General features: G+C 60.4%; 17 protein-coding genes and 2 tRNA genes. 6 read left to right on the forward strand and 13 right to left on the reverse strand.

Annotation, left to right across the window (positions count from 1 at the left end; translation table 11 throughout):
• The gene (gene rnd / locus ACVOK8_RS11365) at window positions 1–1,080 is read left to right on the forward strand and encodes a ribonuclease D (protein WP_481566895.1); all 1,080 of its coding nucleotides are present in this window, start codon (window positions 1–3) and stop codon (window positions 1,078–1,080) included.
• Between the two features lie 103 nt (window positions 1,081–1,183).
• On the opposite strand, the gene ACVOK8_RS11370 is transcribed toward rnd, so the two are convergent.
• From ACVOK8_RS11370 to ACVOK8_RS11405, 8 genes are all read right to left on the reverse strand, one after another.
• Window positions 1,184–2,380, reverse strand: coding sequence for an ABC transporter permease (locus ACVOK8_RS11370; protein WP_481566896.1), 1,197 nt, complete (start codon window positions 2,378–2,380; stop codon window positions 1,184–1,186).
• A gap of 47 nt (window positions 2,381–2,427) precedes the next feature.
• Window positions 2,428–3,738 carry an ABC transporter permease gene (locus ACVOK8_RS11375; protein WP_481566897.1) on the reverse strand — a complete coding sequence of 437 codons (1,311 nt, stop codon included), beginning with the start codon at window positions 3,736–3,738 and terminating at the stop codon, window positions 2,428–2,430.
• Between the two features lie 68 nt (window positions 3,739–3,806).
• Window positions 3,807–4,670: a hypothetical protein gene (locus tag ACVOK8_RS11380; RefSeq protein ID WP_481566898.1), complete on the reverse strand. Its 864-nt coding sequence runs from the start codon at window positions 4,668–4,670 to the stop codon at window positions 3,807–3,809.
• A complete protein-coding gene (locus tag ACVOK8_RS11385) occupies window positions 4,663–5,910 on the reverse strand; it encodes a hypothetical protein (RefSeq protein ID WP_481566899.1) in 1,248 nt (415 codons plus the stop codon). The genes ACVOK8_RS11380 and ACVOK8_RS11385 overlap by 8 nt, the downstream gene beginning before the upstream one ends.
• A 77-nt stretch (window positions 5,911–5,987) precedes the next feature.
• On the reverse strand, window positions 5,988–6,293 hold the full coding sequence (locus tag ACVOK8_RS11390) for a hypothetical protein (RefSeq protein WP_481566900.1): 306 nt from the start codon (window positions 6,291–6,293) through the stop codon (window positions 5,988–5,990).
• Window positions 6,294–6,515: 222 nt separating this feature from the next.
• On the reverse strand, window positions 6,516–6,887 hold the full coding sequence (locus ACVOK8_RS11395; protein ID WP_481566902.1) for a helix-turn-helix domain-containing protein: 372 nt from the start codon (window positions 6,885–6,887) through the stop codon (window positions 6,516–6,518).
• Window positions 6,888–7,291: 404 nt separating this feature from the next.
• Window positions 7,292–7,367, reverse strand: a tRNA-Phe gene (locus ACVOK8_RS11400).
• A 250-nt stretch (window positions 7,368–7,617) separates the two neighbouring features.
• Window positions 7,618–7,693: transfer RNA gene (locus tag ACVOK8_RS11405), tRNA-Ala, on the reverse strand.
• Between the two features lie 706 nt (window positions 7,694–8,399).
• Between ACVOK8_RS11405 and ACVOK8_RS11410 the strand changes: the two genes are divergently transcribed.
• From ACVOK8_RS11410 to ACVOK8_RS11425, 4 genes are all read left to right on the forward strand, one after another.
• Window positions 8,400–8,810, forward strand: a complete 411-nt coding sequence (locus ACVOK8_RS11410; RefSeq protein ID WP_481566903.1) for a hypothetical protein — start codon at window positions 8,400–8,402, stop codon at window positions 8,808–8,810.
• A 267-nt stretch (window positions 8,811–9,077) separates the two neighbouring features.
• The gene (locus ACVOK8_RS11415) at window positions 9,078–10,745 is read left to right on the forward strand and encodes a hypothetical protein (RefSeq protein ID WP_481566904.1); all 1,668 of its coding nucleotides are present in this window, start codon (window positions 9,078–9,080) and stop codon (window positions 10,743–10,745) included.
• A 104-nt stretch (window positions 10,746–10,849) separates the two neighbouring features.
• Window positions 10,850–14,080 (forward strand): RHS repeat-associated core domain-containing protein, encoded by a 3,231-nt coding sequence (locus tag ACVOK8_RS11420; protein WP_481566905.1) that lies wholly within the window; start codon window positions 10,850–10,852, stop codon window positions 14,078–14,080.
• Window positions 14,081–14,227: 147 nt separating this feature from the next.
• Window positions 14,228–14,548, forward strand: coding sequence for a hypothetical protein (locus tag ACVOK8_RS11425; protein WP_481566906.1), 321 nt, complete (start codon window positions 14,228–14,230; stop codon window positions 14,546–14,548).
• Window positions 14,549–15,366: 818 nt separating this feature from the next.
• On the opposite strand, the gene ACVOK8_RS11430 is transcribed toward ACVOK8_RS11425, so the two are convergent.
• The 5 genes from ACVOK8_RS11430 to ACVOK8_RS11450 are packed head-to-tail and all read right to left on the reverse strand — an operon-like array spanning window position 15,367 to window position 23,634.
• Window positions 15,367–16,809, reverse strand: coding sequence for an amidohydrolase (locus ACVOK8_RS11430; RefSeq protein WP_481566907.1), 1,443 nt, complete (start codon window positions 16,807–16,809; stop codon window positions 15,367–15,369).
• Between the two features lie 17 nt (window positions 16,810–16,826).
• Window positions 16,827–18,638: an amidohydrolase family protein gene (locus tag ACVOK8_RS11435; protein ID WP_481566908.1), complete on the reverse strand. Its 1,812-nt coding sequence runs from the start codon at window positions 18,636–18,638 to the stop codon at window positions 16,827–16,829.
• 14 nt (window positions 18,639–18,652) lie between these two features.
• The gene (locus ACVOK8_RS11440; RefSeq protein ID WP_481566909.1) at window positions 18,653–19,657 is read right to left on the reverse strand and encodes a FecR family protein; all 1,005 of its coding nucleotides are present in this window, start codon (window positions 19,655–19,657) and stop codon (window positions 18,653–18,655) included.
• Entirely contained in the window at window positions 19,641–20,228 is a 588-nt protein-coding gene (locus tag ACVOK8_RS11445) for an RNA polymerase sigma factor (RefSeq protein ID WP_296253322.1), read from the reverse strand. Before ACVOK8_RS11445 ends, ACVOK8_RS11440 begins: the two co-directional genes overlap by 17 nt.
• A gap of 52 nt (window positions 20,229–20,280) precedes the next feature.
• Window positions 20,281–23,634 (reverse strand): TonB-dependent receptor, encoded by a 3,354-nt coding sequence (locus tag ACVOK8_RS11450; RefSeq protein WP_481566910.1) that lies wholly within the window; start codon window positions 23,632–23,634, stop codon window positions 20,281–20,283.
• Between the two features lie 185 nt (window positions 23,635–23,819).
• Between ACVOK8_RS11450 and ACVOK8_RS11455 the strand changes: the two genes are divergently transcribed.
• Window positions 23,820–24,296, forward strand: coding sequence for an LEA/WHy family protein (locus ACVOK8_RS11455; protein WP_481566911.1), 477 nt, complete (start codon window positions 23,820–23,822; stop codon window positions 24,294–24,296).
• Window positions 24,297–24,320: the final 24 nt, after the last annotated feature.

Below are 24,320 nucleotides of genomic sequence, written 5' to 3' on the forward strand. Positions count from 1 at the left end.
GTGGCTTACTGGATCAAACACCCGGCGGAGTTGGAAGAACGCTACCGCCAGCGCCCGAGCCGGATCGGGCTGGACACCGAATTCATTCGCGAACGCACCTATTGGCCGCAGCTGGCCCTGGTGCAGATGGCCGTTGGCGATGAAATCCTGCTGATCGACCCGCTGATACCCGGCATGTGCGAGGCGCTGAAGCCCTGGCTGACCGACACCTCGATCACCAAGGTCATGCACAGCGCCAGCGAAGACCTGGTCGCCTTCAAGTGTGCCTGCGACGCGCTGCCGCGGCCATTGTTCGACACCCAGATCGGTGCCGCACTGGCCGGCATCGGCGGCGGCATGGGCTACCAGAAGCTGGTCGCCGAGATCACCGGCGTTACCCTGCCCAAGGGCGAGACCCGCTCGGACTGGCTCAAGCGCCCGCTCAGCGACGCGCAGCTGGAATACGCCGCCGACGACGTCGAGTACCTGTTTGCCATGCACGACGCCATCAGCGCCAAGCTGCAGGCCACAGGCCGCATGCAGTGGCTGCAGGACGATGGCGAGCGTCTGTTGGCCAGCGTCGAGGGTGACCAAGGCGAGCACTGGCCGCACCTGTCCATGCGCTCCTCACAGGTACTGGAGCGCGACGCCCAGCTGCGCCTGTTGCGCCTGTTGCGCTGGCGCGACCAGCAGGCCCGCAGCAGCGACAAGCCGCGCAGCTGGATCCTGGACAATGAACTTGCCAACGTGCTGGCGCGCACCCCGCCAACCGACTACGACGCCATGCTGAAGCTGTTCGGCCGCTTCCCCAAGGCCCCGCGCAAGCTGGCCCAGCAGGTATGGGAAGCACTGAACACCCCGCTTGCCGACGAAGCCGACGCACCGATGGCCCTGCCGGCCACCGACAGCAACAAGAACACACTCAAGCGCCTGCAGGACGCCGTCAGCAAGCGCACCGCCGAGCTGGGACTGCCGGACGGCCTGCTCGCCTCGCGCAAGCACCTTGAGGCCCTGCTGGAAAGCGGCAACTGGCCAACCGCGCTGGCCGGCTGGCGCCGCGAACAGCTGGAGCCGGTGCTGCGGCCGTTGTTGCCCGCCTGATCCTCCGCGCCGGGTGCAGCCCGCTGCACCCGGCACCTTGTCGCCGATCACCAATCGCCGATGGCATGGGCGCCGGGCACCTGCGGGCACTGCAAGCAGGGGCTCAATCACCGCGAAGGGACACGACAGGATCATCCTTGACCGCACGCCAGGTGGGCAGGAACGTCGCCACCTGCCCGACCAGCACGACCACCAGAACACCGCCCAGCAGATAGGCCGGCTGGAGCACAGGCACTTCGTAAAAGCGCGCCAGCACCAGATTCAGCAGTACCCCAGCAGCAGCGCCAAGCAGCCCGGCAAAGACCGATATCATCAGGCTCTCAGACAAAAAGTACTGCAGCACATCGCGCCTGCGCGCACCCAGCGCCCTGCGTATGCCCACCTGTGCATAGCGCTGCCGCACCCAGAAACTAGCCAGCCCATAGACGCCTATCCCGGTGACCAGCAGTAGTGCACAACCTGCACCGATGAACAGCGCAGCCATCGTCATGTCGTGCCTGAAATAGTTTCGACGCAGGTCTGGATAGCCCATCGATCGCCGCAACACCCGATTGCCCTCCACCCGCTTCATCGCAACGCCCCCCTGCGCCAGAACGGCCTGCAGATGCGAAGGCTCCGTGCGGACCGCATAGATCACACGTGCAGCATCGGGTACCAACGGAAGCAGCACGCTGACGTCGTTGTCGCCCCCGGCGCTCAACACCGGCCGCGCAAGATGCGCCACCACACCGACGATCTGCAGCGGATGGCGACCATCGGCGTACATTATCCGGCCCACTGCATCCTGACCTGGAAACAAGAGATCAGCAGTCGCTCTGGAGACAATCACTTCCCCTGCCTGGTAAAGGCCCGAGAAGTAATCATCGGCGCGCATTGGAACGTAGGCATCGGCGCTGAAATCGCGACCGGCCTCAAGACGCAAGCCCAGCGCTGCCAATCCGCCGTTCGATACCGCAAACACAGAAACACTGGTATCGACCAGACCCACCGCATCGGCTCCATCACTGGGCAGATTGGTCACACCTATCGTCCAACCGCTCTGCCCCAGCGGCAATGATGAAACCGCCGCGACCGTTGAGACACCAGGCAGCTCGCGCAACGCCTGCAGATCTGCCTGGACTGCGCTTGCAACACGGCCCACCGCCTCACCGACAAATTCTCCCTCGATGATGGCCAGCCCGGGTTCCTCCAGGCCGGTCTGGTAAGAAAGTACGCCCAACCGCTGCACGAACAAGAACGCGATATTCGTCACCACCGCCACGGTCACGATGACCTGCAACGCGACAATGGCGACGATCAAACGGTGTCGACGTAACGCTCTTGCAACCAAGGGCAACTGCGATACATTCATTGCGCGGCCTTCATCTGCATGACGATACGGGTAGACGCGGCGCGTAGCGCGGGCAGGCTGGCAGCAATAAAGCTGCACACGCACGCCATCACCAGCGTGACCAGCACCATGCTCCAATCCATCACCGCCAATGCAGCGTAGCCATCGGGCTGCGTGCGCAGGAACCACAATCCCGACTCTGCCACCAGCACTGCAAAGCCCCCCCCCAGCGCACCGATCAGCAACGCTTCAATCACCAACTGCAGCACGATATCCACGCGCCGGGCCCCCAATGCACGGCGGATCGCGATTTCATGATTGCGTCGACTCAAGCGCGCGTAAAGCAGCGCGCAGATGTTGACCACGCATACAAACAGGAAAGCCAGCGCCAGCGATAGCTGCAGCTTCACCTCGGCAGGCACGATATGGCGTGCCTGCAGGTAGGCGCGCAAGGGCAGGATGGCGGGCGCCTGCGGCCGCTGGAAACGCCCTGAATCGGTTTGGCTCTGTGCGTAGTTCTGCAGGAATTGACTGTACTCATCACGCTTACTGTCGCTGTCCAGCTTTATCCAGAACTGCAACCAGGTCGCCGATGGTCCTTGCAGATTGCTGGAGTTGGCAACGTCACCCCAGGAGAAAATCGCATTGCGTACTTCCAGCCCCAACGCAATGGCCGTTTCAAGCGGAATGTAGAAGTCATCCTTGCCGGCAAACACATCGCGCATCATATCGGTGTGGAAGCGAGGCGCCGGCACCCAATCGGCTGCAATGCCAACTATCCTGAAACCATGCCCGCTCAACGTGATCTGCTGGCCGACCAGGGGCGCTTGGCTGGCCAAGCGCCGCGCAAGGCTGGCGCTGAGCACGATCACATTGGCGTGATCGGCGTCATCGGCGTCGGTCCATCCGCTGCCTTGCAGCAGTTGGATACCAAACAGGTCAAATACCCGTGACGTCGCGAACTGGCCCTCCACATAGGACAGATCATCACCCGGCGACTGTGCGGGAAGCAGCACCCTACCACTGGCCAAGGCCACTTGCCCGTCCGCGGGCCCGCCATCCAACAAAGCCTTGGCATCCACCCAGGTCAGGGAGATGCGCGGATCGGAGCCCTCTCGGGGCTTGGCCGTCAGCGGCAATGGATCAATGAACGGGTGGTACAACTGCGCACTGCGCCCGGGCAGTGGATCCCAAGACATCACCCTGACCACGGTGAGCATGGTCATGCTTGCTCCAACCCCCAACGCCAATGCGACCAATAGCGCAGCACTCATCATTGGCGACTTGGACAGGTTGCGCAGAGCCAACGCAAAATAGTGGGCAATCATTACCTATCCTCGCTACGTCAAACAATTTCCCGGAAACCCATCGTCTTGTTGCTGCAGAAAGCAGCTTGTCAGCAGGCCAGTACCGACCCTCGCGCCGATGACAGCGCTTGCAGCCATGCAATCGCATCCAGCTCGAACTGTGGAAGTACCTGTGCGGACCGCATGTAGGGGGAGAACGCATGGAACACCAGCCGTTGCGCTTGCTGGTACAACAGCAACTCACCGGCCTCGGCGCGGAAAGCCTTGCGTGCCGCCATGCATATCCGCTGCAGCTCAGCGTCGTCGGCGGCTCCTGCCCCGCCAGGTTGATCCGAGCGACCCACACTGTCGCCGAAGAAATATGCAATCAACGGCTTGCCGACGGGACGCTCAACGAAAAACTGGTGCCGTGATTCTTCTGCCGCTGGCAGGTGGCGTTCATCCTTCCAGTCGAACAGTGACCAGACTGACTTCTGCATGGGGTTGTCGAGCCCTGCAATATCCGGCCTTTGATAACCAAATCCATAGCTGAAACGAGGGACGCTGATGGAGGGAAGCGTCTGTTGAATCGACAACCATTGCGCGTTCAGCGGCAGCAATGAGCGCGACACACCACGTACGCCCTGGTCGTAAGCAAGGCTCATCGCACCTGCAAAATAGTTCTGAAGGCGCACATGCAACCACCGCTCATCACGTAGGTTCGCCTTGAGATAACGCCCTATTCCGGTCCCGGAAAGGCTGAACAACCTGTTGATGACTTGACCCGGGCCAGAGGCACTGCCTTGATCACCCTCGACGGCCAAGTGCAGCATCTGTGGCCAAGCTCGGACTTCTACACAGGGCAGCAATGCATCCACCTGCAAGATCTCCACATCGAGACTGTCGCGAAGTGTGGCGGCAATCCTGGCCACCGGATCTTCTGCATCGGCGTGAAGGATTGTGATCTTATTCATGAGCAGCTCCAACGCGATATTCGCTACGGATATCTGCCTGCATTTCATCAAGCAACGCGCCAAGCTCAGGATTCAACGGTGCGCGACCGAGGAAAAGCGTGCTCAACCGCTGCTGCACGAGAAACCCCGCAGCGCATACCGCCAGCCTTTCCGTGAGATATGCATGCACCTGGCCGTTGAGGCCCTCGGCGATTCCAAGTCGCTTCCGATGCATCCGGTGACATACGTAGTAGACGAATGCGGCATGGATGAAGGAAGAGCCTGGTATCGGATTGCCCGACCAAGGCGATACAACCCGGCAGCTGTCGTCATTGGCAGCAAAAAAACCGTTCGCCAGTTCCCACGCCCCCAAAAAACTGTGCGTACTTTCGTGCATGACTGATTCCATGCAGGCTTCAATGCTCACCTGCTGGCGGTGCACATTCAACAGACGCAGCGCCCCTGGATGACGCACGGCATGTTCGGAACCATGATGCACGGATGTCTCACTTTCTTCCTGAGACTTGCGGACAATGATCCGCCGCACAAACGTGCGGACGATCTGGCCATAGACCGGCTCGGCCTGGTCGATCATCTGCAACGCCTGCTCCAGCTTGCAAACGAGCGCCGTACGCTCGTCTGCAGTGAACGCAATACAGCGTTGACTCAGCACACCCGATCTACTTTCATGGAACCTCGCAGCGGGACTCTCCAGATCGATCGCCACGCAGTCTCCAATTGTCGGCAATGACCGGATAGCCCAATCACCACGATCATCCTTGGCTGCCAGGATGTCTCCTGCAGGGCTGTACACCTCCCACTGCAGGGCCTGCTGCAGATACGGACTGTCAATCCCTGACGCCACCTGCGCCAGCGCCAGCTCCCGGGAAACCAGATCATGGATGTCCAACAACGGATTAATCTGATCGAGAAGTAGCAGCTCACTCACACCATCCTTCGCGGACGACCCTCTTCTGAACGCGTGCTCCCATGCCATGCCTCTGTCGCAGAATTCGGGACTCAGCAGGACCCGAGCCTGGTGTCTTGGGGACAGCCGCGCGTAACTCGCGCGCAGGTTTTCCACCAGCAGCTGGCCCTGACCGGCTGCAAACAACGCCGACAAACGCTGCCGCATCGTGTCCAATCTGGCCCACAACATGGTGTCCGCAACGGCTGCGGCATTGCCTGCGGCTCGCGCCATATCCAACAATCCGCGTACCGCATCCGTACTACTCACTGCCCGATTGATCGCCGCACCCATGTTCACGCTCAGTCCTTGTCAGCTCCGCATCGCACACGACAGCCCCGACCATGCGGGGCTGCCGGACCATCACCGCGTCAAACGTTGAATGTGGCCGCGTCGGAGCCCAAGCTTGCGTCATCTTCCAGCGCAGCCAGCGACACCACGCCGTGGTGATGGATCTCATCAACGTGCTTGGGTTCGTCTTCAGCTTGCGCGTTGTCACCCACCACTGCCGTAAAGCCAGCTGTACCTGTGGCCGGGCTGATACGTGTTGCTGCAACCAGTTGCTGGTCAAGCGACGGAGAATCAACCGTGTTTGCGAATGCACCGCCGGCCGCACTACCAGCTACAACCATTGCCAGCGCGGAGAGGGCTTTTGGAAGCGTACGATTGTCAGACATTGCAGTACTCCTTCTTGGGGGAATGGAACCACTACGACCGTCATGAGCAATGGATATCGCGAGCAAGCGCCTTTCGCGCCTTGTAACAACACCTGCCATGACGATCGGCGGCAGGGGCTGCGTTGCTGCACCGTCCGCACCCTCAATAGAAACAATCCCGGCCTGCGCTGCAAACGCTTTGCTGCGCTATGCACAGCAGCGATTTCCCAACCTGATGGCAACTCAGAAATAGGCTTTCATGCTGGCCATCAGCGCTACCACGTGGGCGACAAACGACATCGGCAATTGTCGTGACAGTTCCAGCATTTCCTCTTCAGCCATGGCGCGGGATGAAGGTGGCCCGGCGGTATCCACCACCGCAACCATGCGCCCTTGTTCGCCATTGGCAAGCCAATCCAGGCTCACTTGCAACGTCGTGCTGAGTGCATGCAGATGTGCGCGACTCGGCGCGAATGCACCGCCGCGTTCCCAATGACCAACCGTTGCCCGGTTCACGCCAATTGCCTTGGCGAGCTCGGTCTGCGACAAGCCCAAGTTCACTCTGGCCGAGCGGATGCGCTCGGATATCGCCCAGGTATCCTCACCACTGTCCATGCTGCCTCCATGGCCGACACAAGCACCAACAAGACGGAAAGAATTCCGAGCGCAGACGCCCGCGTCCAATCATGTTTGGTTCTATACCTCACCGCAGCCAGCGGAGAGCCTCTGCAAACAGCAGCACCAGCAAACAGACCCTGCGTGCTGAGCGGCACAGTGGCAAACATGCTGCCCATTCTGGTTAACCGTGCCCTGTGCGACAGAGGTAAACCTGTCCAAGCCAGCGAGCACCCCAGACGCTCAGGACGACGCCCCCCGGGCAGAGGGAGCGCGCACCCACCGCCACCGTCACCGCCATACCAGCCTGTCATCCCCAGAGATCCGCACCTGGGATTGGCACACAAGACGAGCAATTCTGAAAACAAAAAAAACTCGCATTTCTGCGAGCTTTTTGAAATTTTTGGTGGCCGAGGACGGAATCGAACCGCCGACACGGGGATTTTCAATCCCCTGCTCTACCAACTGAGCTACTCGGCCACTTTGTTTTGTTTTCGTCGGCGTTGCTGCCGTCGAGGAGGCGTATATTACGGAGCTATTTCGGTTTCGGCAAGCCAATTTCACAAAAATTTTCACATCTGCCGAAAATTCCCCGAAATGCCTTGTGTAGCGAGGCTTCAGACGCAGAAGCCGCGCCGCCACATGGCGAAAAATTCGCCAAGCCGCCTCTTCCCAGCGCAAAAAAGCAAAGAAGCCGCATCTTCCGATGCGGCTTCTTTGCTTGAAGACTTGGTGGAGCGGAGGAGGATCGAACTCCCGACCTTCGCATTGCGAACGCGACGCTCTCCCAGCTGAGCTACCGCCCCACGCGGCGAACCGAGCATAGCGCTGTTGCCCGCGTCACGCAAAAGCCCCTCACTGGACTGGCAGGACAGTTCGCCGAGCGAGGGGCTCGGTCAGCCTGCCAACGGCGCGCTGATCTGCCATCCAAAACCGATGGCGGCACGGCAATACCGGGTTCTGCAGCAGAAATCCAAAGTCACGTTGCGGGCGACACCCAACGCCCGCATCACTTCGAGGTCGTAAGACGTTCACCAAAGCGGCACTGTTACGCATGCGAATCACAACACGGCCCGCCCAGATGACTCCGCAAGCGCGCCGATCATCGTAGCCAAGCGGCTGATTGGGTGCATTTGCCCATGTAAAGCCCAATCCAAACGCATGCTAGATATATGCAGCGCGCTGCATGTGGGCCGCGGTGGCTTGGCGGATGCCTGTAACAGTGCGGGTTGCGGGGTATGTATGAAGTGCTGTGGTGGGTTTGACTTTGTACCTGCGGCAAAATCAGCCGCTTCCACAAGCGACAACCGCAGTACGCAAGCCAAGCTCGCCCTGCAATGACATCAAGATTACGCGGAGCGACTCGAAGCATCGGGACTATGTGACACACCGCGCAAATGTCGCCGCGAACCTGCGGCATTGCGTCATGCAACCAATCAAAGCCATGGCTACACTCCGTTCATGTCCAAGGATGCGGCGTTGGACGGTAGTGGGGACTTCCGTGATCGGAGCTTGGCCGTAGCCATCTCTGTGGCGTTGCATGTTGCCGCTGTTACATGGATTTGGTTCGTAGGCGATCTAGCAGGCAGCGGAAAACCAGAGGCGCAAGGTCACTCAGGAGGCGACGGGATGTCGGCGAGCTTCATTTCGACGGATGAATTTCGTCAGCGCATCGAAACCAAGTCGACTCTTGCAAGTCCGGAATTAGCCGCAGCATCCGAAAAATCGTCGGAAAGTGTGCTGAGCACACCTACCGAGGCGGCTGTTGATTTACAGCATAGTACGGATCATGCGGATTCCGATGCCTCCTCCATGCAACAAGCAATAACAGCCGAAGAAAAAGAAACAGCTCCGACTGAATCCATGGAAGCAGGTCTGACTCAAGGGGAGATAGTACTGGCGGCAGCAATGACGATGGCCTAAGTGCAGCATATCTGGCTGTTTTACGCGCAGCGATCCGTCAGCACTGGAACTACCAAGGACCTCTACATCAATGCAGCCTGACCATCAAGCAATCCCCTGGCGGCTCGGTACGCAGCGCCGTCGCGGGCGAATGCCCACTCTCCACCGAGGACCGTCGCGCGTTCGAACTCGACTCATTGGTATTAGATATCGCACAGCATTAAACCAAAAGCGAAAGTCTTGAAATCCGCATCTTGGTCGAAAACAAAATATCAAAGGATGACAACGGTGAAACGGAAACTCCCAGTTGTTCTGCTCGGCATCTGCCTATCTGCTCTGACACCACAACTGGCTGCACAAGCAAACTACGGCCTTCATGAGAAGGGGATTGAACGTTTAAATGCAGCCCGCGAGATCGCACCCATTTCAATCGACAACGCTTTCGGCGATTCAATCAGCTTATTCAATGGCGGCGGTGAGTTTTCGAATACGGATATTTCGATCCCAGGAAACTCCGGACTATCAGTGAGTCTTTCGCGATCACTAGTGATTGACGACAGGTCTCGACTCAATGGCTTGCATCGTGGAGGGTTTGGCGAGTGGGACCTTGATCTTCCGAACATCCACGCCGTGATAGGCGTTGGCTTGGGCTGGAGGCCCGCTGGTGGGACGGTGGCACAGCGATGCAGCCTTCCAAGTGAACTCCCTTACAGCGCAACAATCGCGCCGGAGGACTATTGGGACGGTTACAAAATGCACATCCCTGGCGCAGGAACGCAAACAATGCTTGCGGCGTCCGCATCGGCCATCCCTTCACCCAGCGATGGCACGATATATCCATGGATAACAAAGAGCTTCTGGCGTATCGGATGTAAGGCGTCATCAAAAAATGGATATGCAGGCCAAGCCTTCGTTGCGCTTTCCCCCACCGGGGAAAAATATCATTTTGATTGGGCCGCAGTCAGAAGTCACTCCGGAGTTAAGAGCGAGATCAATTCCGGAATACTCAGCAGGCAGGCGGTATTTTTCCTAGTATCCAGAATAGAAGACAGGTCTGGCAACTGGGTGAATTACACGTACTCAGGCGAAAAGCTGACGGGAATTACCTCGAATGATGGAAGATACATAAATCTATCGTGGTCCGGAAATAACATCACTTCGGCATCGTCGTCCGTTGGAAGCTGGAGTTTCGGCTACTCCGGCACAAAGTTAGCCAATGTAAACCTGCCAGACGGAAGCAGATGGACTTATGCCTCCAGCGGCGCACTAGCCATCTATCCGGGCGCTCCTTCAGGCAGTTTCGAGGACCCAAGCGGATGTCCCGAAGTTGCCACCGATCCAACTGGCGCATATGGACTGACCATCTCAAACCCGTCCGGGGCCACAGCCACCTACAACTTCGGCATCATCTTTCATGGTCGCTCGAACATTCCCGAGCATGCCTGCTATATCAACAGTCCGCAGTACTGGTTTATGAAAGTGCCAAGGAGCTATTCAAGCCTTACACTGCTCGCAAAAAGCGTTACCGGGCCAGGGCTATCAACCATGAACTGGACCTATTCCTACGGGCAGTACGATCCTCTTGGCGATGGCAACACTACTGTCAACACAATCTCCGGCCCCGCGAATTCCTACACCCGGCGTACGTTTGGGATCGGATACAACCTGAACGAGGGCCAGCTTCTTCGAGTTGAACAAGGCAGCGGACCCGCTTCGATCCTGAGCGTCGAAGAAACCAGATACATGACCAGTCAGGAAGTGGTCGGCCAACCCTTCCCGAGCAGCGCAGGGGAGGATCCCCGCCTTTGGGGTGACCTCCTATCAACCCAGTGGCTCCGCCCGATCAAAGTTGTGGAAAAAAAACAAAACGGAACGACTTACACGCGAACGACCACAGCATTTGACCAACTTGCTCGCCCTTTGACCATCACATCCAATAGCACCCCAGGCCCGTAGTCATTTGTCATAACCCGAACCACGACTGATCCGCTATAAACCGGTTGCTTCGTAGCACCGTGACGGATTACCCAACTCGATGACTACCAATGGAATTGCAGCTAATGAAACGGAATCTTATACGGGGATGTTCGAAAGGATTGCAAGCAACATTGATTTCACTTCTTGGCATTGGCTTTGCACAAGCCCAAAGCTATAGCCGTACTGAGACCATCACCTACCACGACAACACCGCGAAATGGGTACTGGGCCAAGTAGCCAGCCGCACCATCAATGGCGTGGTCGCCGAGCAGACGACCTACGACGCCAGCACAGCATTGCCGCTGCAGTCCCGTTCGTTCGGCAAACTCAAGCAGACGCTGACCTACAACGCCGACGGCACGGTTGCCACGGTCAAGGATGGCAACAACAACGTCACTACATTGTCCGGTTGGAAGCGTGGTATCCCGCAGCTGATTACCTTCGCCGATGGCAAGACCCAGTCAGCAGTCGTGAACGACAATGGCTGGATCACTCAAGTAGCCGATGAAAACGGCTTTGCCACCAACTATGGCTACGACGCCATGGGGCGCTTGGCCAGCACGACCTATCCGACTGGCGACAGTACGACATGGGCGACGACCACTCAGGCGTTCGTCCAGGTGGCCGCTGCGGAGTACGGCATTCCGACCGGTCACTGGAGACAGACGGTTACCACCGGGAACGGCGTCAAGGTCAGCTACTTCGATGCCCTGTGGCGCCCGTTGCTGGTGCGCGAATATGATGCTGGAAATGTCGCCGGCACCGAGCGCTTCGTCGGCTACGAATACGATCACGATGGTCGTGTCGTATTTGCGTCCTATCCCTCTGCTGTCAGCAATCCCGACAAAGGCGTCTGGACAACCTACGACGCACTTGGGCGAACCCGCTCGGTTACACAGGATTCCGAGCAGGGCTTGCTGACAACGACCACAAGCTATCTAAACAACACCTCCGGCGCGTATACCCTTGTGACCGTACCCGGCGGCGGCCAAACCCGCACCTGGTACCAGATGTTCGATCAGCCCAGCTATGACGCACCGGTCAAGATCACCCATCCGGAAGGGGCGGTCACCACCATCACCCGCGATGTGTTTGGCAAACCGACATCCATTGCTCGGGGGAATAGTGGGAATACGGTGCAAGCCACTCGTTCCTATACCTACAACGCCAATCAGGAGTTGTGCCGTGTAATTGAGCCAGAGACCGGCGCAGCAATCATGGGCTATGACGGCGCGGGCAATCTGTCGTGGTCGGCAGGTGGTTTGGGCGCGGCGACAACCGTATGCCACGAGACTGGCCTTGTTACCGGCGTCCAGAACCGCCGAATCGCGCGCACCTATGATGTCCGGAATCGCCTCAAAACCATTACTTTCCCTGATGGCAACGGAAATCAAAATTGGACGTATACGGCCGATGGGTTACCACTGAGCGTCACCACACTCAACACTGAAGGTGCCTCCCAGGTTATTAACAGCTATGTCTACAACAAGCGACGTCTTCTTACGCAGGAAACCCAGAACCAGCCCGGTGAGCTGGTCAGCACCTTCAGCTACGGCTATAACGCCAACGGGCATTTGAGCAGTCTCAGTTATCCCTCTGGCACCTTGGTTGACTATGCGCCCAATGCCTTGGGGCAACCCAGCAAAGCGGGAACATATGCCACCGGCGTGAGCTATTTCCCCAATGGTGGCGTCAAGCAGTTCAACTATGGGAACGCTATCACGCACACCCTGAGTCAGAATGCTCGTGGCCTACCCCAGCAGAGCTGCGACAGCTATGGTGCATGTGGTGCCGCAGCGGTGCTCAACGACACCTATGCGTACGACGCCAATGCGAACGTCAGCAAGATCACCGACGGTCGTACGGGCGGACGCGCCACACGCACCATGACCTATGACGGGCTAGATCGGCTAAAGACGGCTACGTCCACGATGTTTGGCAACTCTGCCTACACCTACGATGTGCTGGACAACCTGACACGGGTAACGGTAGGGGCGACGCCAAATTTGGCTGCGCGCGATCATTACTACTGTTACGACACCAAGTGGCAGCTGACCAATGTCAAGACAGGCGGATGCACTGGCGCCTCCGTGATTGGTCTGTCGTATGACATGCAAGGCAATCTGGCAAACAGAAACGGCACCACGCATACGTTTGATTATGGCAACCGGCTGCGCATTGCACATTACGCGGGTGCGACGGTCGAGAGCTACCGTTACGATGTCCATGGACGGCGAGTACGCTCCTGGAATGCAGGAGGGTCGTTGCGGTCGGTGTACTCGAACGCGGGCGAGTTGTTGTACCAACGCAATGACCGCACTGGGAAAGCGACGGACTACATCATGCTCAATGGCGACCTTGTCGCCACGATTGAGCGGCCGTTGGCTGGCGGCACCGCAACAGTGACCTATCAGCACACGGATGCGCTGGGCAGTCCGGTGGCAGTGACGAACGCTTCGCGCACGGTCATTGAAAGTAGTGAGTACGAGCCATTTGGTCGGGCAGGTAATCGCGCTGCGCGCGATGGCGCAGGCTACACAGGGCATGCAGAAGATGCTGCGACCGGCCTGACCTACATGCAGCAGCGCTACTACGATCCGCAGATCGGACGGTTCCTGTCGGTGGATCCGGTGACAGCGTATAGCAATCCGGCTGGGGCGTTTAACCGGTATTGGTATGCCAACAACAATCCGTATCGATTTACGGATCCGGATGGCCGTCAAACTATCAACGAAGAAGCTCGCAAGGCTGCGAATTTCGTTGTAAACATTGCCAAGGGTGTTCAACACGATGTCAATACGTTGGTGAGTACTCCGGGCAATGAACCGTTACCCATGGGGCCCCTACTCCGCACTGCCACGTTGCCCCTGGCTTTTACTGGCGGAACGGCTACCCGAGCTGCAACTGCAAGCATAGATGCTGGAAGTGCCGGGGCAAGTACGCTGGCAACTAACGCAGCACGCACGGCCGCTAGCGCTGCAGGGGAAGCCGGTGCTACAAGGGGAGCTGCAACAGGAATCGCCACAGGATCTGGCCAAATTTTCACCGGTCTAAGCAGCAGAGCCGGCGGTCCTGGCATTGCAACCAACCCCGTCGTACAGAAAGTCATGGACTCACTCTCGCCCAGCTTGCGTTCATGCTTCCATGGTGGATGTGGAGAGGTCAATGCTGCAAGTAACGCTCTAAATGCAGGAGCCAAGCTTGAGGGTAGTACAATGACGACCATAAATTTGAGTACCAGGGAGGTCATGGCCCCCTGCCCAACCTGCGCCCAGGTTGCCGACCGACTTGGAATCAATACGATTCCAAATTAAAGGAACATAGATTTGATTCTTCCGTGCCCAAGCAGAGATGACCTAAAACGGATCACGAAATTAATCGGTACAGAGGACTGTTCAGGCGAATACATTTATAAACTAGCCCTAGATATTACCGGTAGCGAGAATGTTACCAAACGTGCATTGGACTGGATCCCCGAGGTGTTCGGCCTCATCTTGGCTTCTCGCATTCCTGATGTTGTACCACCGAAGACCTTCCAAGTAAGAGACTCCAAAGATGTCTGGCATGAACTTCCGTTGGCAGCGGAACCACTGGTCCAGGAGATAACCAAGTTAGCGGAGGAAATAATCTCTACCGGGGAAGTATCTCTTTTCGCGAAGGTATCGAAAAAAAGCTCTATCGTCGCCGCACTAAATTCAGCACTTAATGCTGATGTCGCGACCGCCGACATAAATCTGTCTGGACCTGCCTTTATTAATCTGCCCGCAGATATATATATATGAGTAGATACGGAATGAATCGCGCAGGTTTTGGGGGTGATCAACGCTCGTTTGGTGACAGAAATGGAGCCAAATCTGGCTTGACCGCGCCACGCCGGTTTTTTTCTTGTGAGGTTGCAATCCACTGACTACTCCTCAGCATCCAACTAATTCATTGTTTCGCAAAATAGTAATTTAATTTTTAACTTCGCATGCCTTTGTCTTCATGATGAACCACTACGAAGCCTCGGCAGTGCAGCAACGCGCTTCAACGCTACTGGAGACCCAGCCTACCGGCTTACCACCGGCTTCCCTTTCCCCGCATATAGGCCAACCTGCTGATCCGCAAGGATGCCCACTCACTCGCCAGACGCATGGCACATGCGACGTTCTGAGGTTCAAGCGATTAACGAGACCAGCCCATGCCAATGAGGCTGGTCCTCGTTCTCGTCCGCATTGATCCCGTACCGTAGAAGTCGGCGCAAGTGTCGGCGACTCCGCCCGCCCTCCCCGACCGCCTTACCCAAAACGCCCGCTGATGAGCGGGCGTTGGTCTAATTCTTAATCGGTGAGGCGATTCCGGTTTTTACCGGCCAGCTTGCGAACGCGACGCTCTCCCAGCTGAGCTACCGCCCCACGCGGTGAACCGGGCATAGCGCTGTTGCCCGCGTCACGTAAAACGCCCCGCCCCAATCGAACACGAGCGACGACCCGATGGAGGGGATCGGGTCGCCGCCCGAGGGCGCGATGGGCTACCCAGCAACATCACTCCGGCCGCCACCTTGCCCACGCAGCGGTGAAGCCCGCGTAGAACCAAGATTGCAATCGCGCGACAGCGTGCCTCAGTCCTTGGTCTTGCGCCGATAGTCCAGCGGCGGTGCTTCCCGCTGCAGCAGCGGCACATAGCGGAAGCCTGCGCCGCGACGCTCGTCGAACTCCTGCTTGGCCTTGACTACCAGCTCTGGCGACTGCAGCAGTTGCACCCCGGCCAGTGCCATTACCTTGGCCGCGTTCAACGCGCCTTTGGCACCGATCGACATGCCCGATGCCGCTACTGCCTGCCAGCTGTGCGCCGGGGTTCCTGGCACCCAGGTTGCGGTGCTGACGCCAGCCGTGGGGACGCTCCAGCTGACGTCGCCAACGTCGGTGGATGCGCTGCCGGCCTGGTCTGCCCGATAGGGCTGCAGCTGTGTTGCCACCTGCAGGTCCGGGCGCTTTTCCAGACTCTCCTGCAGCTTCTTCGCAAATGCCTGCTCGGCCGGATCGTATTGCACGCCGCCAACCTGCTGCAACGCTGTCTGCATCACCTGCCCAAGCGTGTCATTGGGCAACAGCGAGTACACACCACCGGTCGGCTCGAATTCGACCGTGGTACCCGTGCCCATTGCTGCGCCTTCGGCTGCCTTCTGCAGGCGCTCGATCACATCGCGCACCACTGCGGGGTCGGTATGTCGCACGTAGTAGTACGCCTCGGCCGCATCCGGGACCACATTGGGAGCGGCGCCGCCGTTGCTGATGACGTAGTGGATGCGGGTGTGGTCGGGCACGTGCTCGCGCATCAGGTTGGCCATGTAATTGAAGGCTTCCACGCCGTCCAGCGCGGAGCGGCCGCGCTCTGGGGCGATGGCGGCGTGGGCGGCACGCCCGTGGAAACGGAACTTGCCGCTGATGTTGGCCAGCGTCGTGCCTTGCGCAGCTGAGTTCTCGGCGGACGGATGCCAATGCAGCACCACATCCACATCATCGAACAGCCCCGCCTTGGCCATGTACACCTTGCCGGAGCCACCCTCCTCCGCCGGCGTTCCGTACAGCCGCACTTCGCCGGGCGTTCCGGTCTGCTGCATCCACTGCGCCAAGGCGCGGGCTGCGCCCACCGAAGCCGCACCAAACAGATTGTGGCCGCAGGCCTGGCCGGCATCCTGGCCGGCGATGAGGCTGCGCACCGGCTCCGCTGCCTGGGCCATGCCGGGCAGCGCATCCATCTCTGCCAGCAGCCCGATCACCGGGCCCTTGCTGCCATTGCGGAAGCTTGCGACGAAGGCCGTCGGCATGCCTGCGATATTGGCCTGGATATGGAAGCCCGCCTGCTGTAGTTCCTTCTGCAGCAAGGCCGAGGATGCATGTTCCAGATAGCCGAGCTCGGGCTGCTGCCACAACTGCTGCCCAAGCTCAGCCTGCCGCTGCGCGTAGCTGTCCAACGTACTGATCACGTCCGCGGCAAGTGTGGTTCCTGCAAAAGGAAGCAACGCTGCCAGCAGAGCGGCACGCAGATAACGGGTCTTCATCCAGCCAGCCTCACGCATCAATAGAAACTGACGTTGTCGATCTCGAACCACAGCTTGCTACCGGGTTCGCCGCTGCCGGAGACAACCAGCTGCTGCAGGTCATCGCCCTTCCACACCGCCACGGGTGCCTTGGCGCGATACGGCGGCTGGCCCTGCAGTGCGGAGAATGGAATCTCCACCGTCTGCCATTGCGCCCCGGCCTGTAGTGGTGCGATGAAACGACGGTTGCCCAAGGCCCGCACTTCCAGTCGCAATTCCGGTGCGCTGCCGCGCAGCTCCAAGCGGACGCCGCGATAGGCACGCGCATCCACCGGCGCCACCGAACCACGGCTCAGCGGCAGGATTGTCGCAGCGAAGGCGGTGTCCTTGCTGGACAGCTTGGCCTGGGTCGCCAGTGCATTGCCGCCAGTTTCGCGTGCGACGATCTCGGTTACCTGCGCGGTGCGGTCATTGCCGCCGTCAGCCTCGTCTACGCGCAGCGTGTCCAGAGCGGTACGGCCATCGGTGCGCTCGAAGTCATCAACCAAGGCCTGCACCGGCTGCGCTGGCAAGGCCAAGGCCTTGTTGCCGGCCGGCAACACCGCGCCCTTGCCTTGCACCTGGCGACCGGCCACGTACACCTGCTGCGTATTGCGAACGTCGCCGATGCGCTCCCACGGGCGACCACTTACCAGCAACAGATCCGCACGCTTGCCAACTTCGATGCTGCCGCGGTCATTCACGCCCAGCGCCTTGGCGCTGGCCGAGGTACCAGCCAGCAGCGCCTCGCTCGGGGTCAGCCCGGCCTGCACCAGCAGCTCCAGTTCGCGCAGGGTCGATGTGCCATGCGGCGTACCGGTCATGCCGGCATCGGTACCCACCACTACCGGGATACCGGCATCGTGCAGCGTCTTGACGTTATGCAAGGCGTTGGCGAAGTTCTGTTCGCGCTGGGCCAACACATCCGGCTTGCCACTGTTGCGCCCGCTGCCATCGACGCGCTCGGGCAGATACACCGCCAGCGAAGGTGCGTAGGCGGTACCGTGCTCACGCATCAATGCGATCAACTCGTCGTCAACCGCACCGTCCTGAACGCTGTGCGCGATGACGTCCACGCCTGCACGTGCGGCGGCCTTACCGCGCTTGACCATCACTGTATGGGTGAACACCTTGAGGCCGTTCTTGTGGGCCTCGTCGACCAGCGCGGTGAGGGTTTCCTCGTCCATGCTGCTGTTGTCGGCAGCATTGGAATAGCGCCAGCCATCGGTGAAGGCCTTGATGAAGTCCGGCTTGTAGGCGGCAACCGCACGCACGCCAGCTCGCGCAGCCTCGGGTGAGTTCACCCAGCGGGTGGTGTTCTCGTCACCCCAATCCGCGCCATGGCCAAGCGGCGTACTCATGCGCGCGGCGAACTTGACGTCGGGTGCGGCAATCGAGGCCAGCCATGCACGGCGCGGCGCATAGGCTTCTGGCGGCTCGTGGAAATCGCTGACCGTGGTGACGCCGGCCGCCATGTAGAGGTTCGCCACCTGCGGCAGTTCCGACGGCGTAGCATTCGGCGTCCAATGCGTGTGCAGATCGAACAGACCCGGCAGCAACGCCTGGCCACGTGCATTGACCACGCGTGCGCCCTTGGGGGCTGCCAGTTCAGCGCCGATGGCCGCGATACGACCGTCCTCGACCAGCACGCTGGCCGCATAGGGTGCGCGGCCGGTGCCATCGAACACCATGGCATCGCGGATCAACACAGCCTTGTCGCCGGCAGTAGCGGCCACGCTGGCCTGCCCTGCCCCCAGTAATGCCGCGGTGAGCACCGCCAAGGCGAAACCACGCTTGCTGTTGTAATGCATGTTCTTATCCAGATTCATTGCATGGACCGCGCCGCCTGCGGCGCGGCATCAGGGGAGCTCAGCCGCACCACGTCTCCGCGCTGCTGCACCACCAGGCCAAGGCTCAGCGCGACACTGTTGGCGAAGCCGCGCGGGTCACTGGCCGAATACAAGCCAACGATGCGGCGGCTGCCCACCAGCGGGTCATCGATGACGATGCGGGTATCGCTGTAACGCAGGAACTGCGCCGCCGCGACCGACAAGGTGTCGCCGTTGAAGGACAACATGCCTTCGCGCCAGGCCAGTTGTTGGTCCACATCATCCGTGGGCACGGCCTCGATGCGGATGCCGTGGCTGCGGTTGGCCAGCGCGCGGTAGTTGGCCACCAACCGCGCTGGAGCGACCGCGCCCTGGGTATCGGTCACATCGACGATGCCTTCGCGCACCAGCACTTCCACACCACCGCTGCGGCGCTCGGTGAGGCTGACCGCGAAACTGGTGCCTACCGCGGTGACATCGGTTTCCTCCGCGCGCACCACGAACGGGCGTTGCGGGTTCTTGGCCACGTCGAACAAGGCCTCGCCCTGCAGCAGGTGGATATCACGGCGGGTAGCGCTGAACTGCACCCGAACCTGCGAGTCCGAATCCAGTGTGATCGCCGAGCCGTCCTGCAGCGGCACGCGCAGGATCTCGCCCTTGCGGGTGGCGAAGTACTCGGCCCCATCGTCCTGACGTTGCACGCCGATGGCGAGCACGCCAACCACGGCGGCCAGGCCCACTGCCCAGCGCAGCACACGCCGCGCCCGTCGTGGCGTGCGCGCGGTGAATGCACGGTCCATTTCGCCGGCCGACAGCGCGCGTGCGCGGTCGGTACGCGCCAGCACCGCATGGGCGCGGGCATATGCGCCGAAATGACGCGTATCGGCTTCCAGCCAGGCATCACGTTGCGCACGTTCCTCCACCGTGAGTTGCGCGCGATCCTCGCGCGCCACCCAACTGGCGGCTACATCATCAATACTCGCATCAGCGCCGACGCGCATGCCTTGCTCCTTCCGCGGCGAACCGCTCACTACTCTTCTGCATTACGTCGTCATCACGCTTCATCGAATCCATCAATACCCGGATTCCCTTGCAGATGTGCTTCTCCACGGTGTTCTCGCTGATCTGCATGCGTTCAGCGATCTCGCGCTGCGAGTAGCCTTCCACACGCCGCAGCACGAAGGCCTGCCGACACTTGTCCGGCAAGCTCTCGATCAAGGCGCCGATGCGCGCCAGTTCCTGTCGTGACGACGCCATCCGCTCCGGGCTGACTTCGTCGCCAACAATGGCGACACGGTCGATCTCGGCAACGGCCTCGATCGACACCACCTGCGCACGCCGCAACTGCTGCAGCACCACCGAGTGGGCAACCGAGTACACGTAGGCCTTTGGCTGCAGGATGTGCGAAACATCCGCCATGCCGGCGAGGATGGCGTAGGTCTCCTGGATCACGTCATCCACGTCCTGGCGCAGCGACAGGCGCCGCCGCAGCCAGTCGCGCAGGGCAGGCTCACAAGGCAATATGTGCTCGGCCAACCAGCCGGCACGCTCCCGCGCAAGCGCCGCGTTCATCGCGGCACCTGCCCGGCTCCCGCCACATGGCGGAATGGAACGTTTTTCTGCATCAGAACGCCTTGCTCACGTTGACGTACCAGTAACGCGGATTGGCCTGGTAAACACCCGACGGGTAACCGAACACATCGTCGGAGATCGGCGGGCGCTTGTTGGCGATGTTGTTGGCACCAACCTTGACCGCCACGTTGTTGAGCCAGCCTTCGCGAGCGAAGTCGTATTTGACGAAAGCGTTAGCCAGCGTCTGCGACTTCACCGTCCACGGCGTGCCATCGGCGAGGGTCAGGCCGTTCTCGACGTAGGAGCTGGCATAACGCGCGCTCGCGCCCACCGACAACTGCTGGTAGCGCCAGGTCAGCGTGCCGGACCACTTCCATTCCGGGTTGCCGCCATTGCCGATCAGGTCACCACCACCGGTGATGCGGATCGACGGATCCACCAGCCCTGCGGACTTGGCATCTTCCAGCGCCTGCAGTGCCGGCGAACGCTGGCGGTAGAACTCGATCAGGTGGGTACCGGTGACCGAAAGATCGAAGCGGCCGATCGCGGTTTCCGGCGAGTTCCAGCTGAAGTTGTAGTCAACGCCACGCAGGGTCTGCGGCTCCAGGTTGACGTACTGGTCGGTGACGTACAGCACCTTGCCGGCAGCAGCCAGACCGGTGCCGGCGAAGCGGGCGATGTCGTCAGCGGTCGCATCTGCACGCACCACCGCCGAGTTGCTGCCGCCCTGCTGGCGCAGCATGTAGTCCAGGATCAGCGCATTGCCTTCGCCGAACAGGCCGATGATGCCCTCCTGCTCGTACTTGTAGTAATCGACGGCGAAGGTGAAGCGACCGTAGTTTTCCGGGATGAAGCGCGGCTGGAAGACCAAGCCGGCGCTGGTATTAGTCGAGGTTTCCGGCTTCAGGTCCGGGTTGCCCGAGCGGCGCGCGGTGGTGGAGTAGCTGTAGCCGCCGCAGTTGGCGAAGGCCGGCTGTGTACCGCTGCGCTTGTCCGCCTCGCACTGGATGTAGTCGGTGCGGGTGTTGGAACGGCTCACCACCGTGGCGTTGATCTGCTCCAGGTTGGGCGCACGGAAGCCCTTGGCCCAGGACGAACGCAGGGTCAGGCCATCAAACACCTGCCAACCCAGCGCCAGCTTCGGCTTGGCCACATTGCCGAAGTCGTTGTAGCGCTCGGCACGGCCAGCCAGCTGCAGGTCCAGCGAGCGCACCAGCGGGATGTTCATTTCCGGCGATACCAGCGGCACCGAGAACTCGGCAAACAGACCGGCGACGGTACGCGAGCCATAGGTGTCCGGCGTCGGGCTGACGCCATACATGTCGCTGGGATAGGCAACGCCGGTGATCGCATCGGTGAAGGTCACCGAACCATCAACACGCGCATCGCGATCATCGCGCTGGGTTTCGTGGCGCACTTCCAGGCCGGCGGCCATACCAACATCGCCAGCCCAGGTCTTGAACAGGTCCGCGCGCGAGGCCTTGAAGTCCCACAGGAACAATTCGGTCTTGCTCTGGCGCTGCGCCTTGTAGAAGAACTGGTCCAGCTTGTCCCAGTCATTGCAGCCGCCGCAGAACGGGTTGTAGGCCGATGCGGTGGGATTGGCCAGGGCTTGCTGGAACAGCGACATGCTTACTGCATCCTGCGTGTCCTTGACCCTGGCTGCCGAGTACAGCGCAGCGCTTTCCCAGTCAAAGCCGTAGTGGAAGCCACGCAGGCCGGCCAAGGCACGCACCTGGGTGTTGTTGACCTCGATGCGGGTCGGCCGCTCGAAGCGGTAGCTGGTGATGGTCACCGGCACGCCGTTGGCGTCGATGTTCAAGCCCTGCAGGCGGTTCGGGTTGAGCGAACCGTCGGGCAGGTACATCGCGCCGAAGGGGTTCCAGTAGTTGCTGGCTGCCACCGTCATCGGCAAGGCGGTGATGGTGTTGACGCCGTTCTGCAGGCTGTAGGCGCGCGAGTTGTAGATACCAGCCTCGCTGAAGAACGACAAGCCGTTGTCGAAATCATGCTTGCCGGTGACGAACAGGTTCAAACGACGCACGTCCGGACTGATCGACAGCGGATATTGGCCCTGCTGGTTGTCACGCAGGTTGGCGTCGGCACCGGAAGTCGCCTTGCTGCCGGACTGCACGCACAGGCCATCGGCGATGGTCGCCGCACAGCCGCTATTGCTGGTGGGCTGCACATGGAAGGCACCGGCGGTGGTGGTCAACCAGGTGCCGTTCTGCGACACGCGCGGGCCAACCACGGTGAAGTTGCCCCACGGGCTGTTGGTGTTGCGATTGTCGGTGCCGGCCAGGCCTTCAAACGGCGTGCCGAGGAAGTCGGCCGCACGGTTACCGTTCTTGGTCCAGTCCTGGTCCAGCGAGTTCAAGCCGGTGGTGTTGTAGTAATTGAAGGCGATGGTGATGTTGGAGCGCAGGTCTTCGGAGTTCTTGCCCCACATGCCATTGACGCCGATATCGCGCAGGTCGGTGCCTTCACCGAAGCCCTTCTGCACGCTGATGGTGCCGCCGTCCATGTCGTCGCGCAGCACGTTGTTGACCACACCAGCCACCGCATCGGTGCCGTAGATGGCGGCCGCGCCGTCCAGCAGCACTTCAACGCGACGCAGGTTGGACACCGGCACTGCATTGGCGTTGTAGGTCAGCACCGGCACCAGGTTGCCATCGGCCTGGCTGGTGGGATGGACCACGGTGCGGCGGCCGTTGATCAACAGCAAGGTATTGCCAACGCCAAGGCCACGCAGATTGACCGAGGCGATGTCGCCGCGCGCGTAGTTGGAGCTGTTGCCACCATTGGTGCCACTGAACGAGACATCGCCCATCTGCGGGATGGAACGGTACAGCTCGTCGCCGGACACAGCGCCAGTTGCCTCGATCTGCTCGGCCTGCAAGGTCGCCACCGGCAGGATCGCGGCGGTCTTGGCGCCCTTGATCTGGCTGCCGACCACGGTGATCTGGTCCAGCGTACTGACGGTCGGACTGGCTGCCGGCGGCGGCACTTCAGCGGCCTCCGGCTGCACCGCCTGCCCTGCCGCCAAGCCACCCAGGCCGGAAAGCGAGGCCAGCATTGGCGCGGCCGCACGCAAGGTGATGGTGCGACCGTCGTCCGAGGCAACGCTCAGGCCGGTACCGGCCAGCAAACGGGCAAGCGCTTGGCGCGGCTCCATCTGCCCCTTCAATTCGGACACTTCAATCCGCTGGGCCCCGCCTGAATGCGCCGGAGCGATGATCTGCACACCGGCTTGACGGGCAAATTCGGGCAATACGTCCTCGATGCTGCCTGCTTGAAGGTCGAACTGCGGTGGCGCGGCCAGCGCCGGAACGGAGGCGCACAGCGCCACAACTGCCAGACCGCCGCGGATAGCGCTTGCAAGCGGCAACAACTTGAATGAACGCATTGATGAATCCCCAGAAAATGACGCGAATGACGGCAACCTCTGCCCCCTGCATGACTCGATGCATGACCGCGCCGGTTCCGCCATCCCTCCGTCATATTGGCTGATCTGGCGGCCCTGTACCCAACAGGTCGCCATACGCCGTAGTATTCTTGGGAGATAAGCTCAGGACCCGAGGACCACGCCCCATGCGTTTTCGCCCCCAGTACGCCTTGATGGCCGTACTCGCACTTGTACTCACCGCCTGCGGCAATGGCCCGGTGAAGCGCGTCTCCGAACCTGCGGCCAGCATCCAGCAGTTGAGCGTCGGCAATGACGGCAACTGGGAAGTTGAATTGCGCCTGCGCAACTACAGTTCCATGCCGATGCGTTTTGACAGTGTGGCGCTGGCGGTAAAGGTTGGCGACGAAGCCGCCGGTACGCTCAATGCCAGCCCGGCCCTGTCGATCGGCCCGGAGTCGGCCGATGTAATCAAAGTGCGTCTGCAGCCTTCGTCTTCAGCACGCATTGTCGTAGCCGACGCACTGGCTGGTGGCCGTTCGCTGTTCTACGAACTGGAAGGCAGCGTCAGCGCCACCCCGGAAGAAAAGAAGCAACGCAGTTTCGACATCAAATCGCGCAACAGCCTCAACCAGGCCCCCGGCCTGCCCGGCGTGCTGCGCTGATCCCCCATCCGTTCCCGCATCGTT

This window comes from Stenotrophomonas sp. STEN083, assembly GCF_056759195.1.

What these genes read in the sequence shown, in the direction of transcription:
- ACVOK8_RS11375 (WP_481566897.1), bottom strand. Translation starts at nt 3,738, where the DNA reads ATGATTGCCCACTATTTTGCGTTGGCTCTGCGCAACCTGTCCAAGTCG.
- ACVOK8_RS11380 (WP_481566898.1), bottom strand. Translation starts at nt 4,670, where the DNA reads ATGAATAAGATCACAATCCTTCACGCCGATGCAGAAGATCCGGTGGCC.
- ACVOK8_RS11385 (WP_481566899.1), bottom strand. Translation starts at nt 5,910, where the DNA reads ATGGGTGCGGCGATCAATCGGGCAGTGAGTAGTACGGATGCGGTACGC.
- ACVOK8_RS11390 (WP_481566900.1), bottom strand. Translation starts at nt 6,293, where the DNA reads ATGTCTGACAATCGTACGCTTCCAAAAGCCCTCTCCGCGCTGGCAATG.
- ACVOK8_RS11395 (WP_481566902.1), bottom strand. Translation starts at nt 6,887, where the DNA reads ATGGACAGTGGTGAGGATACCTGGGCGATATCCGAGCGCATCCGCTCG.
- ACVOK8_RS11420 (WP_481566905.1), top strand. Translation starts at nt 10,850, where the DNA reads ATGAAACGGAATCTTATACGGGGATGTTCGAAAGGATTGCAAGCAACA.
- ACVOK8_RS11430 (WP_481566907.1), bottom strand. Translation starts at nt 16,809, where the DNA reads ATGAAGACCCGTTATCTGCGTGCCGCTCTGCTGGCAGCGTTGCTTCCT.
- ACVOK8_RS11435 (WP_481566908.1), bottom strand. Translation starts at nt 18,638, where the DNA reads ATGCATTACAACAGCAAGCGTGGTTTCGCCTTGGCGGTGCTCACCGCG.
- ACVOK8_RS11440 (WP_481566909.1), bottom strand. Translation starts at nt 19,657, where the DNA reads ATGCGCGTCGGCGCTGATGCGAGTATTGATGATGTAGCCGCCAGTTGG.
- ACVOK8_RS11445 (WP_296253322.1), bottom strand. Translation starts at nt 20,228, where the DNA reads ATGAACGCGGCGCTTGCGCGGGAGCGTGCCGGCTGGTTGGCCGAGCAC.
- ACVOK8_RS11450 (WP_481566910.1), bottom strand. Translation starts at nt 23,634, where the DNA reads ATGCGTTCATTCAAGTTGTTGCCGCTTGCAAGCGCTATCCGCGGCGGT.
- ACVOK8_RS11455 (WP_481566911.1), top strand. Translation starts at nt 23,820, where the DNA reads ATGCGTTTTCGCCCCCAGTACGCCTTGATGGCCGTACTCGCACTTGTA.